This window comes from Pseudarthrobacter oxydans, from assembly GCF_030812335.1.
GTDB classification, from domain to species: Bacteria; Actinomycetota; Actinomycetes; order Actinomycetales; family Micrococcaceae; genus Arthrobacter; species Arthrobacter oxydans_B.
Genome location: NZ_JAUSSN010000001.1, coordinates 163810 through 175901, shown reverse-complemented (window position 1 = coordinate 175901; position 12092 = coordinate 163810). Strand labels below are relative to the sequence as shown.

16 protein-coding genes are annotated in these 12092 nt (G+C 66.6%); 11 read left to right on the top strand and 5 right to left on the bottom strand.

Annotation, left to right across the window (positions count from 1 at the left end):
- Positions 1-198 precede the first annotated feature (198 nt).
- From rpsF to rplI, 4 genes are all read left to right on the top strand, one after another.
- On the top strand, positions 199-504 hold the full coding sequence (gene rpsF / locus J2W14_RS00880; protein WP_024366241.1) for a 30S ribosomal protein S6: 306 nt from the start codon (positions 199-201) through the stop codon (positions 502-504).
- Between the two features lie 55 nt (positions 505-559).
- Positions 560-1156: a single-stranded DNA-binding protein gene (locus J2W14_RS00875; RefSeq protein WP_307457024.1), complete on the top strand. Its 597-nt coding sequence runs from the start codon at positions 560-562 to the stop codon at positions 1154-1156.
- A gap of 126 nt (positions 1157-1282) precedes the next feature.
- Positions 1283-1522, top strand: a complete 240-nt coding sequence (gene rpsR / locus J2W14_RS00870; protein WP_003800144.1) for a 30S ribosomal protein S18 — start codon at positions 1283-1285, stop codon at positions 1520-1522.
- 17 nt (positions 1523-1539) lie between these two features.
- Positions 1540-1992, top strand: coding sequence for a 50S ribosomal protein L9 (gene rplI / locus J2W14_RS00865; RefSeq protein ID WP_307457021.1), 453 nt, complete (start codon positions 1540-1542; stop codon positions 1990-1992).
- 173 nt (positions 1993-2165) lie between these two features.
- Here rplI and J2W14_RS00860 read toward each other — a convergent pair whose 3' ends face one another.
- Positions 2166-2600, bottom strand: coding sequence for a DUF1801 domain-containing protein (locus J2W14_RS00860; RefSeq protein ID WP_307457019.1), 435 nt, complete (start codon positions 2598-2600; stop codon positions 2166-2168).
- Positions 2601-2665: 65 nt separating this feature from the next.
- Between J2W14_RS00860 and J2W14_RS00855 the strand changes: the two genes are divergently transcribed.
- The 3 genes from J2W14_RS00855 (at position 2666) to J2W14_RS00845 (ending at position 4772) form a co-directional block, all read left to right on the top strand.
- The gene (locus J2W14_RS00855) at positions 2666-3526 is read left to right on the top strand and encodes a PhzF family phenazine biosynthesis protein (RefSeq protein WP_307457016.1); all 861 of its coding nucleotides are present in this window, start codon (positions 2666-2668) and stop codon (positions 3524-3526) included.
- A 205-nt stretch (positions 3527-3731) separates the two neighbouring features.
- Complete coding sequence (locus J2W14_RS00850) at positions 3732-4358, top strand: FMN reductase (protein WP_307457014.1); 627 nt, start codon at positions 3732-3734, stop codon at positions 4356-4358.
- A gap of 51 nt (positions 4359-4409) precedes the next feature.
- Positions 4410-4772 carry a TFIIB-type zinc ribbon-containing protein gene (locus J2W14_RS00845; protein WP_307457011.1) on the top strand — a complete coding sequence of 121 codons (363 nt, stop codon included), beginning with the start codon at positions 4410-4412 and terminating at the stop codon, positions 4770-4772.
- Positions 4773-4788: 16 nt separating this feature from the next.
- Here J2W14_RS00845 and J2W14_RS00840 read toward each other — a convergent pair whose 3' ends face one another.
- On the bottom strand, positions 4789-5361 hold the full coding sequence (locus J2W14_RS00840; RefSeq protein WP_307457008.1) for a hypothetical protein: 573 nt from the start codon (positions 5359-5361) through the stop codon (positions 4789-4791).
- A gap of 4 nt (positions 5362-5365) precedes the next feature.
- The gene (locus J2W14_RS00835) at positions 5366-5833 is read right to left on the bottom strand and encodes a hypothetical protein (protein WP_307457005.1); all 468 of its coding nucleotides are present in this window, start codon (positions 5831-5833) and stop codon (positions 5366-5368) included.
- Positions 5834-6462: 629 nt separating this feature from the next.
- Here J2W14_RS00835 and dnaB point away from each other — a divergent pair.
- A complete protein-coding gene (gene dnaB, locus J2W14_RS00830) occupies positions 6463-7845 on the top strand; it encodes a replicative DNA helicase (protein WP_024367946.1) in 1383 nt (460 codons plus the stop codon).
- A 3-nt stretch (positions 7846-7848) separates the two neighbouring features.
- Here the strand turns inward: dnaB and J2W14_RS00825 are convergent, their stop codons facing one another.
- Both J2W14_RS00825 and J2W14_RS00820 read right to left on the bottom strand, forming a co-directional pair.
- Complete coding sequence (locus tag J2W14_RS00825; protein ID WP_307457001.1) at positions 7849-8823, bottom strand: acyl-CoA thioesterase; 975 nt, start codon at positions 8821-8823, stop codon at positions 7849-7851.
- A gap of 142 nt (positions 8824-8965) precedes the next feature.
- Entirely contained in the window at positions 8966-9400 is a 435-nt protein-coding gene (locus J2W14_RS00820) for a DoxX family protein (protein ID WP_307456998.1), read from the bottom strand.
- 148 nt (positions 9401-9548) lie between these two features.
- Between J2W14_RS00820 and J2W14_RS00815 the strand changes: the two genes are divergently transcribed.
- The 3 genes from J2W14_RS00815 to J2W14_RS00805 all read left to right on the top strand — a co-directional run bounded on the left by J2W14_RS00815 (position 9549) and on the right by J2W14_RS00805 (position 12034).
- A complete protein-coding gene (locus J2W14_RS00815; protein ID WP_307456996.1) occupies positions 9549-10904 on the top strand; it encodes an MATE family efflux transporter in 1356 nt (451 codons plus the stop codon).
- 86 nt (positions 10905-10990) lie between these two features.
- Entirely contained in the window at positions 10991-11584 is a 594-nt protein-coding gene (locus tag J2W14_RS00810) for a hypothetical protein (protein WP_307456993.1), read from the top strand.
- A gap of 84 nt (positions 11585-11668) precedes the next feature.
- Positions 11669-12034 (top strand): hypothetical protein, encoded by a 366-nt coding sequence (locus J2W14_RS00805; RefSeq protein WP_307456989.1) that lies wholly within the window; start codon positions 11669-11671, stop codon positions 12032-12034.
- The last annotated feature ends 58 nt before the right edge of the window (positions 12035-12092 follow it).

The following is a 12092-nucleotide window of genomic DNA, read 5'->3' as shown; positions in this document are numbered from 1 at the left end:
GCTTCCCGGACCCTGTCGGCCGGGCCTACGCTGGCCTGGCGTGGAATCGCGGAATCCGCCCCCGATGCACTAAGCTATTGAAGTCTGTGCTGCGCCCTGCCCCCGTTCCTGGGGGCGATGCGGGCACATGGCACCGCAAATGAACCTCCTGTTACGGAAATGCCGTAACCGCTTAGCCCAAAGGAGGTGGGTTCACATATGCGTCCTTACGAATTGATGGTAATCATCGACCCCGAGGTCGAAGAGCGTACCGTTGAGCCAACGCTTCAGAAGTTCCTGAACGTCATCACGACCGATGGTGGAACCATCGAGAAGGTTGATATCTGGGGCCGTCGTCGCCTGGCTTACGAAATCCAGAAGAAGTCTGAAGGTATCTACGCCGTGGTGAACTTCACCGCTGAGCCGGCTACCGCCAAGGAACTTGATCGCCAGCTGAGCCTCAATGAGACCATCATGCGCACCAAGATCACCCGCCCCGAAGTACAGAAGGTCGTTGCTGAGTAATTTCAGCTCCCGGTTTTCACTCTTCACCCCGCAGGAACGCACAAGGAGGCAGTAGATGGCAGGCGAAACCACTATTACGGTCATCGGTAATCTCACCAGTGACCCCGAACTGAGGTTCACACCGTCAGGTTCGGCAGTAGCGAATTTCACCATCGCTTCTACTCCCCGCACCTTCGACCGCCAGTCCAATGAATGGAAGGACGGGGAAACCCTGTTCCTCCGCGCATCGGTATGGCGCGAAGCAGCCGAAAACGTCGCCGAATCCCTGACCAAGGGCATGCGTGTGATCGTTAACGGCCGGCTGAAGAGCCGTTCCTACGAAACCAAAGAAGGCGAGAAGCGCACCGTTATCGAGCTTGAGGTCGATGAAATCGGCCCCAGCCTGCGCTACGCCAACGCCAAGGTCAACCGCACCCAGCGCTCCGGCGGTGGGGGTGCCGGCAACGGCGCCCAGGGCGGCTTCGGCAGTGGCGGCGGCGGCAACAGCGGTGGCGGCTTCGGTGGCGGCTCTGGTGGAAGCCAGGGCGGCAACTCGGGCGGAACCTGGGGCGGCAACCAGCCCGCACAGCAGGATGACCCCTGGGCCACGCCCGGTGTCAGCAATGCAGGCGGCGGCTGGGGCAACGGCCCGGATTCCGAACCTCCCTTCTAAACAACATCTAAGGTTCGACGACGGAACCCGCCGGAACGCCGAAAGGCGGACGGGCGCTAACCGGCGTCGGATCACCACCATCCCGTGGATCAATATCCACGGGCTCCATCGAATAGGAGCTCCACGATGGCTAAGGCTGAACTCCGTAAGCCCAAACCAAAGTCCAACCCCTTGAAGGCCGCTGACATCACTGTCATCGACTACAAGGACGTAGCATTGCTGCGCAAGTTCATCTCCGACCGCGGAAAGATCCGCGCCCGTCGCGTCACTGGCGTCACGGTGCAGGAACAGCGCAAGATCGCCCAGGCAATCAAGAACGCCCGCGAAGTTGCTCTGCTGCCTTACTCCGGCGCTGGCCGCGGCTAAGGAAGGGATTAACTAACATGGCAAAGCTCATTCTGACCCACGAAGTAACCGGTCTCGGTGCTGCAGGCGATGTTGTTGAGGTCAAGGACGGTTACGCACGTAACTACCTGCTGCCCCGCAACTTCGCTCTGACCTGGTCCAAGGGTGGCGAGAAGCAGGTTGAGTCCATCAAGACTGCCCGCGCCGCCCGCGAGCACGCTTCCCTGGAAGACGCTCAGAAGCAGGCCGCTGCACTCTCCGCCAAGCCGGTCAAGCTCGTTGTCAAGGCAGGCGAGACCGGGCGCCTGTTCGGCACCGTCAAGCAGGGCGACGTGGCCGACGCTGTTGAGGCCGCTGGCCTTGGCCGCATCGACAAGCGCAAGGTTGAACTGCCGACGCACATCAAGTCGGTTGGTTCCTACCAGGCCAACGTCCGTCTTCACGCTGACGTTGCCGCTGTGATCGAACTCGACGTAGTCGCAGGCAAGTAGCCCTCACCGGCTGCGCAGTCCTGAACTGCTGGAAGGCCCCCGCCTTCGGATCCTCTAAGGACCCGGACGCGGGGGCCTTCTGCTTTAACGCCAACGCGAGGTCACCTGCGGCCCTACGCGGGCGGTGCCATCGGCCCGGAGTGACCCCGCGTTGGAAGGGCTTTGCCAGTTGCCTAGGCGTGGTGCAGGACCGTTGTCACGTACCGGTAGCCGTTCCGGACCAGCTCGGTGAGCACCGCCTCGTCGACGTCATCGAGCTTGTTGACATAGACGCACCCGGCCCCGGTCTTGTGCTTCCCCAGCCGCGCCAGCAGCCCGGCCGACTCCGGCCCGTAGCTCAACCCGTAGAGGGACAGGCTGGCTTTCCGTGGTGAGAAGCCGACGGCAGGCGCGTCTCCCTCCCGGCCGGTCGCGTACTTGTAGTGGTACCGGCCAAAGCCCACAATCGTCGGCCCCCACATCTCTGCCGGCTGCCCGGTGGCCGCTCCCATCAGTTCCAGCAGCCGGAGCCCGTCCCGTTGCCGGACGGGATGCTCGACGGCGGCGAGGAACTCCTCGACCGACGCACCGGTCGCCGTGGTCTTGTTTTCGGTTTTGTTCACAGCCATGCGGGAAGTCTCGCAGACCGCGGCAGCCTTGTCAGCCGCACCGGAGCCGGTGATAGCCTGCGGCAGTGACCTCACCTACCGCACCCGCGCCCCGCCTCCGCCCCTTCGCTCAGGTGGACGTCTTCTCGGCCGAGCCCTACCGAGGCAACCCGCTGGCCGTTGTCCTCGACGCCGGGGACCTCACGGCGGAGGGGATGCAGCGGTTCGCCAACTGGACCAACCTCGCCGAAACCGCGTTCCTGCTGCCGCCCACCGACCCCCGGGCGGACTACCGGGTCAGAATCTTTACCGGCAGCGAAGAGTTCCCCTTTGCCGGCCATCCCACCCTCGGCTCGGCGCATGCCTGGCTGGAAGCCGGCGGCATCCCCCGGCAGGACGGGATGCTGGTCCAGGAGTGCGGGGCCGGACTCGTGCAGGTAAAGCGCGACGGCGAGCGGCTGGCGTTCGCGGCCCCGCCGCTGACCCGCTCGGGCCCGGTGGCGGAGGAGGACCTCGCGCGCATCGCCGCGGGTCTCAGAATGCCGCGGGAGGCGCTGCTGGACGCGTCCTGGCTGGTCAACGGCCCGGACTGGGTCGGTGTGCTACTGGAATCGGCGGAGCAGGTGCTCGCCATCAGGCCTGACTACGCAGCCATGGCGGGACTCAAAGTGGGCGTGATCGGCCCCCACGCCGCCGGATCGGAAATCGGCTTCGAGGTGCGCACCTTCATCCCGGGCGACGCCGCGGCGGAGGACCCCGTCACGGGCAGCTTCAACGCCGGCGCGGCCCAGTGGCTGATTCGCAGCGGCCGGGCCCCGGAGTCCTACGTTGCGGCGCAGGGACAGGTGCTGGGGCGTTCCGGCCGCGTGCACATCGAGGCGGCGGGGGACGACATCTGGGTCGGCGGGAGCTCGGTGAGCTGCATCGAGGGGTTTGTCCTGCTCTGAGCGGCCGATCCCCGGCCAGTCCGCAGCCAAACGTCGTGCCGGCCTCGTTGCCCTGTCAGGTCTGGTTGCCATTCCGTCGGTTTGGGGCCCACAAGTGATGGCGCAACAGGGACCGGGAATAAACGGTAAGGGCCCGCGCTTCACTAGTTAGATGCAAACGCATGTACTAGCGTTTGCGGCCTGGCACAACTTGAGGAGCATCCCCGTGGAATCCCGCCGCATCACCGTTCTCTCCGCCGGACTCGGCGTCCCGTCATCGAGCCGCCTGCTGGCGGACCAGCTGGCCGCCTCCGCGGAACACCACCTGGCAGTGGCCGGCTACGCCGCCGATATCCAGGTGCTGGAACTGCGCGACCTCGCCGTGGATATCGCGAACAACTTTGTGACCGGCTACGCCGCGCCGAAGCTGGCCGAGGTGATCGCCGGGGTCGAGTCCTCGGACGGCATTATCGCCGTCAGCCCGGTCTTCAGCGCCTCCTACAGCGGCCTCTTCAAGTCCTTCATCGACGTCCTTGACCCCAAATCGCTCGAGGGCAAGGCAGTCCTGCTCGGCGCCACCGCCGGAACCGACCGGCACCAGATGGTCCTGGACTTCGCCATGCGCCCGCTGTTCAGCTACCTCCGCACCCGGATTGCCAGCACTGCCGTCTTTGCCGGCCCGCAGGACTGGGGCAATAACGACGACGGCGGTTCGCCCCTCTCGACGCGGATCGACCGGGCGGCGGGCGAGTTCGTCGCGCTGCTGCAGGCTGCCCAGCCGCAGCAGAAGCAGGCTGCCCCGGAGTCGCTTCCGTTCGAACAGTTGCTTGCCGGCATTTCGGGCCGGCACTGAAGCTCCGGCACACCGGCGAACGAATTGAGGTCCCGGCTCGTTGTGCGGGACATGAAGTGTCCTGTGGATTCAATTGACCTGATCATGAGCGAACGCAGTGGTGTCGAGATCGACTACTGCCCCCAGTGTCGCGGCGTATGGCTGGACCGCGGCGAGCTGGACAAGATCCTGGACCGCGCGGCGGAGACCATGGGCCCGGGAGTCTCGGCGCCGCCGCAGCCCCTGCCGACGGTGACGCCCGGGCACATTCCGCCGCCGCTCTACAACGTGGACCCGCGCCGCGACGACCGGCGTCCCGATGACCGCCGCTATGACGAACGACGTGACCGTCCGCGCTATGAACAGCCGCGTTATGACGACCGCCGCCGCCCCAAGAAGAAGGAAGGCTGGCTCGGGGAGCTTTTCGACTTCTAATTCCCCAGGGGCCGGGTCAGTCCTCGAGGAGGGCGATGAATTCGCGCGCCTGCTTGATGGAGATGTCCGAGTGGCGGGTGAGGGCCTCCGCCGCCGCCTCGGTTTGGCCGCTTCTGGCCAGGGTGCGGATCCTGCCATAGATCTCGTCGTTGAGCATGTTGCTGCTGACCTCGCGGGTGACATCGCCCTTGCTGGCGATCGCCCTGTACCGGTAGGCAAAACGCTGCGGCGCGTCGTCGTCGTCCTCCCCGGGACCCTGCTCGGGTGTCTCGGGCCGGAAGGGCTGCGGGTGGGCAGCCAGGGCCCCCACGGCATCCCGTGAGGCCCGCAGTCCGTCTCCAGTGGCCTCGAAGTACAGCTTGATGGCGGCCATGGCCTGCCCTTGGGCGATCAGCGCGTACAGCCGGCGGTGTTGCTCCTGGTTGAGTTTGGCCGCGGCGGCGCGTGCGAGTTCGACCGGATCGCGCCCCGTCTGCGGGGCAGCTTCCCGCCGCGGCTGCTTGTCGCGGCGGCCGAGGGCGCGCGCGCCGAGCAGGACACCGGCACCGACGAGCGCCAGAATTAGCAGGGGGATAAGCAGGGATTCCATGAAACTACAGCCGATCTACATATTTCTTGGCGGTCAAAAGATCTGAATGGGTCGTCTGCCGCAGCAGCTTGATGGCCTGAAGCTTCTTGCCGTTCCGTGCCATCGACTGGAGCTGCAGCGCGAACTGCGGGTTCAGTTGGCCGCCGGGGAGCACGTGCCCCTGATACCCGGGCTGGCCGACGGCGGGCGCGGAACCCGCCTGGGCGCGCAACGCCCTGCGGGCATGGTCCGCCTGCTGCGACTGCTGCTGTTCATTCTGGCTGGGGCGGGTGACAGCGTCCACGCGGGCCCGGGCGGCGGTGGCGGCCTGGACCTGGGCCGCGTAGTGGGCCTGGGACCGGACGGCCAGCTCCTGTTGGTAGCGCTCCGCGTCGGACATGCCGAAATCGCGGGGTCTCAGGGCCGTGGCAAACGCCCAGAGGACTGCTGCCAGGATGAGGGCAGGCAGTATGACTAGCAGTACATCGCCCATGTGAAGAGCTTATGCCAGATCACAGTTATCCACAGCACATTCTGCGATCGGCATACCGTGCGGCGCCGGAGGCGTCAATGCCGGGCCAATCCCCGTGAGGACCATCACCAAATGTGCATATTTCCGGCTTGTGTGCCCTCACCGGCCGCCGACTATCCCCAGCCACGACTCGGCCGCTGTGGATGAAGATGGCCGGAAATTCTTTTGTGTCCACACGGTGACCGCAGTGTTTCCCCACGTCAGACGCCGATTTCGGGGACAAGAAACTTTCTATCCACAGCTGTTCCCACAGGCTGTGCACAAGCAGGGGGCAGTAGTGCACAGGTTATCCACAGGAGGGGCGGCCGGCCGGGTTGGTGCCTGCCCCGGCGGGGGATAACGTTGCTGGATATCGAGCCTTGGATACCGAAATCCGATGCTGGCTTCCCTTCCGCCCCGGCCCCTCAGGCCTGGATCCGGGCTGTGGAAAACCGGCAGTTCCGGGAGGCGGCCAAACTGTCGGGGCCCGCTGATAGTAGTTAACCCGTCGGGCTTACGCCGGGGTTGACGGCAGCGGGCACCAAGGCCCATGGCACACGCGTCGCCGGCGCACGGACATCCGCCGAGGCACACAATGGAGGACGGCAGTTTTGTCAGTTACGCATCTGGACTCAGTCGAGGGGACTCGGGGAGCCGAAGGCAGCCGCAAGCCGCCACAGGACATTCCCGCCGAGCAATCCGTGCTGGGCGGCATGATGCTGTCCAAGGACGCCATCGCCGACGTTGTCGAAATCCTCCGCGGCGTGGACTTCTACCGCCCGGCGCACGAGACGATCTACGAGGCCATCATCGACCTTTACGGCCGCGGCGAACCTGCCGACGCCGTCACCGTCTCGGATGAACTGACCAAGCGCGGCGAGATCAACCGGATCGGCGGCCCGGCGTACCTTCACGAGCTCATCCAGACTGTTCCCACCGCCGCCAACGCCGGGTACTACGCCGAAATCGTGGGCGAACGCGCGGTCCTGCGCCGCCTGGTCAACGCCGGGACCAAGATCGTCCAGCTCGGCTACGGCCAGGACGGCGAGGTCGAAGACCTGGTGAACCAGGCGCAGGCCGAAATCTATGCCGTGGCGGAGCGCCGGACCGCAGAGGACTACGTTGTCCTGAAGGACGTGATGGAGTCCACCGTGGACGAGATCGAAGCGTCCGGCCACCGTGAGGAGGGCATGACCGGCGTTCCCACCGGCTTCTACGAACTCGATGAGCTCACGCACGGCCTGCACCCCGGCCAGATGATCGTCATCGCTGCCCGCCCCGCCGTCGGTAAGTCCACCTTCGCGCTGGACTTCGCCCGCTCCGCGGCGATCAAGAACAACCTCGCCACCGTGATGTTCTCCCTGGAAATGGGCCGGAACGAAATCGCCATGCGTTTGCTGTCCGCGGAGGCCACGATCGGCCTTCAGGATCTGCGCAAGGGCACGATCAAGGACGAACAGTGGTCCAAGATCGCCACCACGATGGGCCGGATGAATGACGCCCCGCTCTTCATCGACGACAGCCCCAACATGTCGCTGATGGAAATCCGGGCCAAATGCCGGCGCCTGAAGCAGCAGCATGATCTCAAACTCGTCATCCTGGACTACCTCCAGCTGATGAGCTCCGGCAAGAAAGTGGAGTCCCGCCAGCAGGAGGTGTCCGAGTTCTCCCGCGCGCTGAAGCTGCTGGCCAAGGAACTCCAGGTCCCCGTCATTGCCCTGTCGCAGCTGAACCGTGGCTCCGAGCAGCGCCAGGACAAGCGCCCGATGGTCTCTGACCTGCGCGAATCAGGCTCCATTGAGCAGGACGCCGACATGGTCATCCTGCTGCACCGTGAAGACGTCTACGACAAGGAATCGCCGCGTGCCGGCGAGGCGGACATCCTCATCGCCAAGCACCGTAACGGGCCCACCAAGGACATCGTGGTCGCCTTCCAGGGCCACTACTCCCGGTTCGCCAACATGGCGGCCGACGCCGGGGGCGGCGGCTTCTAGGGGCTACTCGCCGCCGGACCGAAGCAGGTGGTTGGGCAGCCGGTTCCCCGGCGCCCGGCCCCGGATCTCCAGCAGTTCGCGGGCGTGGGCGTGCAGCCGCTTGTCTTCCTCGGACACCGGCACCCACTGCGGAATCGGGACGGACGTGCCGTGCTCGTCGCGTGCCACCATCACGGTCAGGCAGTAGGTCGTGAGTTCCAGCTCGCGTCCCTTGGGATCCCCCGAGCGGACATGGACCGCGATGTGCATGCCCTTGGTTCCCGTGTAAACGAGTCGGGCCTCGACCTCCACCACGTGGCCAATGAGCAGCGGACGGTAGAACCGCACACCGCCGGAGAAGACGGCCACCGTGTCCATTCCGCAGTACCGCGAGGCGCAGACGTAGGCCGCTTCGTCGATCCATTTCATGACGATGCCGCCGTGCACCTTGCCGCCCCAGTTCACGTCCGTGGGTGCGGCCACGAAGCGGAGGACAACATTCTCGGCGGTTCCGGCGTCGGTGTATTCCTGCCCGCTCATGGCCTGGACAATGTCCTCGCGGACCTTGATCCTCGCCAGCGCATGGTCGCGCTGTTCGATTTCCTCCGGCGTGGTCGGCTCAAACTGCGGCACCGGGATGGGCTTGCCGTCCGCGCCGACGGCCACGAAGATCACCATGCACTGGCTGCGCATCTTGGCCGGGCCGCCCTTCGGATCGCCCGAGGACACCACGGTGCGGATGTGCATGGAGGACCGGCCAGTGTAGACAATCGTGGCCGTGACCTCAACCATGTCCCCGCTGTTGACCGGGTCGGCGAAGTGGATGTTCCCCACGTAGGCCGTCACACAGTAGGACTTGGCCCAGCCGACCGCGGCCGCGTACGCGGCCTTGTCCACCCACTCAAGCACGGTGCCGGCGTCGACCGAACCGCTGTGGCCGACGTCGGTGGGCGCGGCGAGGAAGCGCAGGGTCATGGCATTGGCGGCAGTCTCACTCATGGTGTGAGTTTACTGACGGGCCGCGGAAGCGTCGCGGGCGAGGACACAAACGCTGTCCGGGACGCCACACGGGGCAACGACGGCGGGCGGCCACCTGTTGGTGACCGCCCGCCGCGACGCGTTGCCTGGCGCGGGGAATTCCTTAGGCCAGGACGCTGAGCCTGGATCCGGTGCGGCCGAAGAGGGCCTTGTCCACGGAGACCTTGCCGGCGCCGACCAGGGCCACGGCCAGGGCAGCGGCGGCCAGGATCAGCACGAGTTCATAGCCGCCGGTGGCGGCAAAGATTCCCGCCGGGGCATGGACCAGGAACAGGGCGCCGAGCATATTCACGGCGAGCAGGGCGGCGAACACGCGGGTGAGAACCCCGAGAATCAGCGCGACGCCGCCGACGAGTTCCAGCGTTGCGACGACCGGGGCGACGAGGTTGGCGGCCGGAACGCCCATCTGCGCGAAGGCGGCCTGGGTGCCGGCAATGGTGAACTCGTTAAATTTCTGCCAGCCGTGGGCGGCGAAGAGGAAGCCGGTGACGATGCGAAGGATGGTGCGGGCCGTGGTGGTGAGTGTGGGCTGGTTCATGGGGATGCCGTTCTGACGTTGGGGGCCGCGGCGGCGTGCGGGCCGCCCGGATTTAGTTGTAGATTCAACCTATAGTCTTGCGGCCACTAGTTGAAAAGTCAACTAATGCGAAGCTGTGCGACGCCGGCCCTGCCGCTAGGGTGGTTCCGTGCCAGCCTCCGTCCCGACTCCCGCAGACCTCCCGTCCGCGGCTGGCCGCCGGCGGGAAATTCTGCGCCTCGCAGTCCCGGCCTTCGGTGCGCTCATCGCCGAACCGCTGTTCCTCCTCGCGGATGCGGCAATCGTCGGTCACCTCGGCGTGGCCCAGCTCGCCGGCGTCGGACTGGCATCCGCGGTGCTGCATACCGTGGTGGGCCTCATGGTGTTCCTGGCCTACTCCACCACTCCGGCCGTGGCGCGGGCGATCGGCAACGGTCAGTTGCCCAGGGCGCTGGCCGCCGGGCGGGACGGCGTCTGGCTGGCATTGCTGCTCGGAATCGTCCTCGCCGCCGCCGGGTTCCTCGCCGCCGAACCGCTCCTGGACCTGATGGGCGCCACCGGCGACGTGCGGACATTTGCCGTCGACTATCTGCGCTGGTCGATGCCCGGGCTGGTCGCGATGCTGCTCATCTTTGCCGGCACCGGCGTGCTGCGGGGCCTGCAGGACACCCGCACGCCGCTGTTCGTCGCGGCCGCCGGTTTCACGTTGAACGTGGTGCTGAACCTCATCCTGGTCTACGGGCTGCAGCTGTCGGTCACTGGCTCCGCCATCGGCACCAGCATCGCCCAATGGGCCATGGCCCTGGTCTACGTGGTGATGGTCCAGCGCAATGCCCGCAATCATGGCGTGTCCCTGCTGCCCGACTGGCACGGCATCAGGGCCCTGACCAAAGTGGGCTCCTGGCTGATGCTGCGGACGCTCAGCCTGCGCATTGCGATCCTCGCGACGGTCGTGGTGGTCACGGCCCAAGGGCCGGTCAATCTGGCCGCCCACCAACTCGCCATGACCGTCTTCACGTTCCTGGCCTTCGCCCTCGACGCCCTTGCCATTGCCGCACAGGCGCTTATCGGCAAGGAACTCGGCGCATCCCGCCCCGCGGCGGTGCGCGAGCTCACCGGAACCATGGTCCGGTGGGGTCTCGGTGTTGGGGTACTCGCCGGGATCCTGCTCGCCGTTGCGGCACCGTGGGCGGGCCTGCTCTTCACGTCCGACGCCGAAGTCCGGGCCGCGCTCACGCTGGCGCTGTGGGTGCTCGCTGCCGGGCAGCCGCTCGCCGGCTACGTCTTTGTCCTCGACGGCGTGCTGATCGGCGCGGGCGACGCGAAGTACCTGGCCCTGGCCGGCGTCGTGAATCTTGCCGTGTATGTGCCGCTGCTGCTGGCCGTCCGTCAGTCCGGGGCCGACGGCGGCGCGGGCCTGCTCTGGCTGTGGGCGGCGTTCTCGCTGGGCTACATGGCCGCCAGGGCTGTAACACTCGGCCTCCGCGCGCGGACGGACCGGTGGATGGTGCTCGGCTCACACTGAGTCCTGCCGACCGGCCCTCACGCCGTACCTCCGGTCTGCGCGGCATACCGGCATGCGCCGGTGCGGCTTCGCACTAAACTGGTCGCGTGACTCTTCCCGCAGACCCCGACGCCCCCACCGCCCAGCCCGCCGCCGCGGATCTCTGGAAGCCGGTGTTGGTCCGGGCCGCCGTCGCGCTGGCATTCGGTGCTGTGACCGTATTCTGGGCCGCGCCCTCCACGGCGGGCATGGGCTGGGCCGGCGGCATCTACCTGCTGGCCACCGGTGTGGTGCTGCTCTGGAGTGTGAATATGACCGGACTCCGCGCGGGGTCCGCGTCCAGCAAGGTCCTGTCAGCCGCCGGCGCCGTGCTAACCGGAACCGGAGCCGCGGTCGGGCTCATGTCCGGCAACCTGCTCTTCGGGGTCCTCGCCGCCCTGGGCCTGGGTCTTGCCGGAGCAGCAGAGCTCTACCTCGGTATCACCAACCGCGGCCGGTCCCTGCTGGCCCGCGACTGGATCGCCTCCGGCGTCGTCGGGGTGGGCACCGCCGGCCTGCTGCCGTTCTTTATTGACCTCGGTCCGCATGCACTGCTCGGCGTCGCCGGCGGCGGTGCCATCATCAGCGGCGTGCTCTGGATGCTGGCCGGGCTGACCCTGCGGCACGATGCGCGGGCCGAATCCGCGAAGGCCGTAAACTAGTACCGACAGGTTCTACCTTGCGTAGAACGATCGCGGCATCACAACTGCCACGCCTGGCGGCGTCGGCTGCAGGAGGAAAGCACCTTGGCACAGCAGAAATCTGGAGAACCGCGCAAGCTGCGCACCTCGGTCAAGGGACCGCTCATGTTCTCCGCCTTCTGGGCAGTGCTGGCCTTCGTTGCCACCCTGATGTTCGCTTCCGGCGGCAGCGCCAAGACCCCGCGCTTTGACCTGGCATTCACCGCCGCCGGCATCGCCTTCATTGTGATCCTGGTCGTGCTTGCCATGCTTTCAATGGGCCACAAGCCCAACGATGAGCAGCTCGGCAAGGGGTCCGGCGTCAACCTGAGCTCCCGGCACTCCGGCCACGGCGGCAACCCGGCGCAGCCCCGGCCGGACGCCGGCACCCCGGATGCCGGCCCCCGCGCGTCGGGCGACGACGTCCGCTAGGTCCGCGAACGCCGTCCCACACGCTCGGCGCCCGGTTCTGGCGCCACGGCGACGGTTC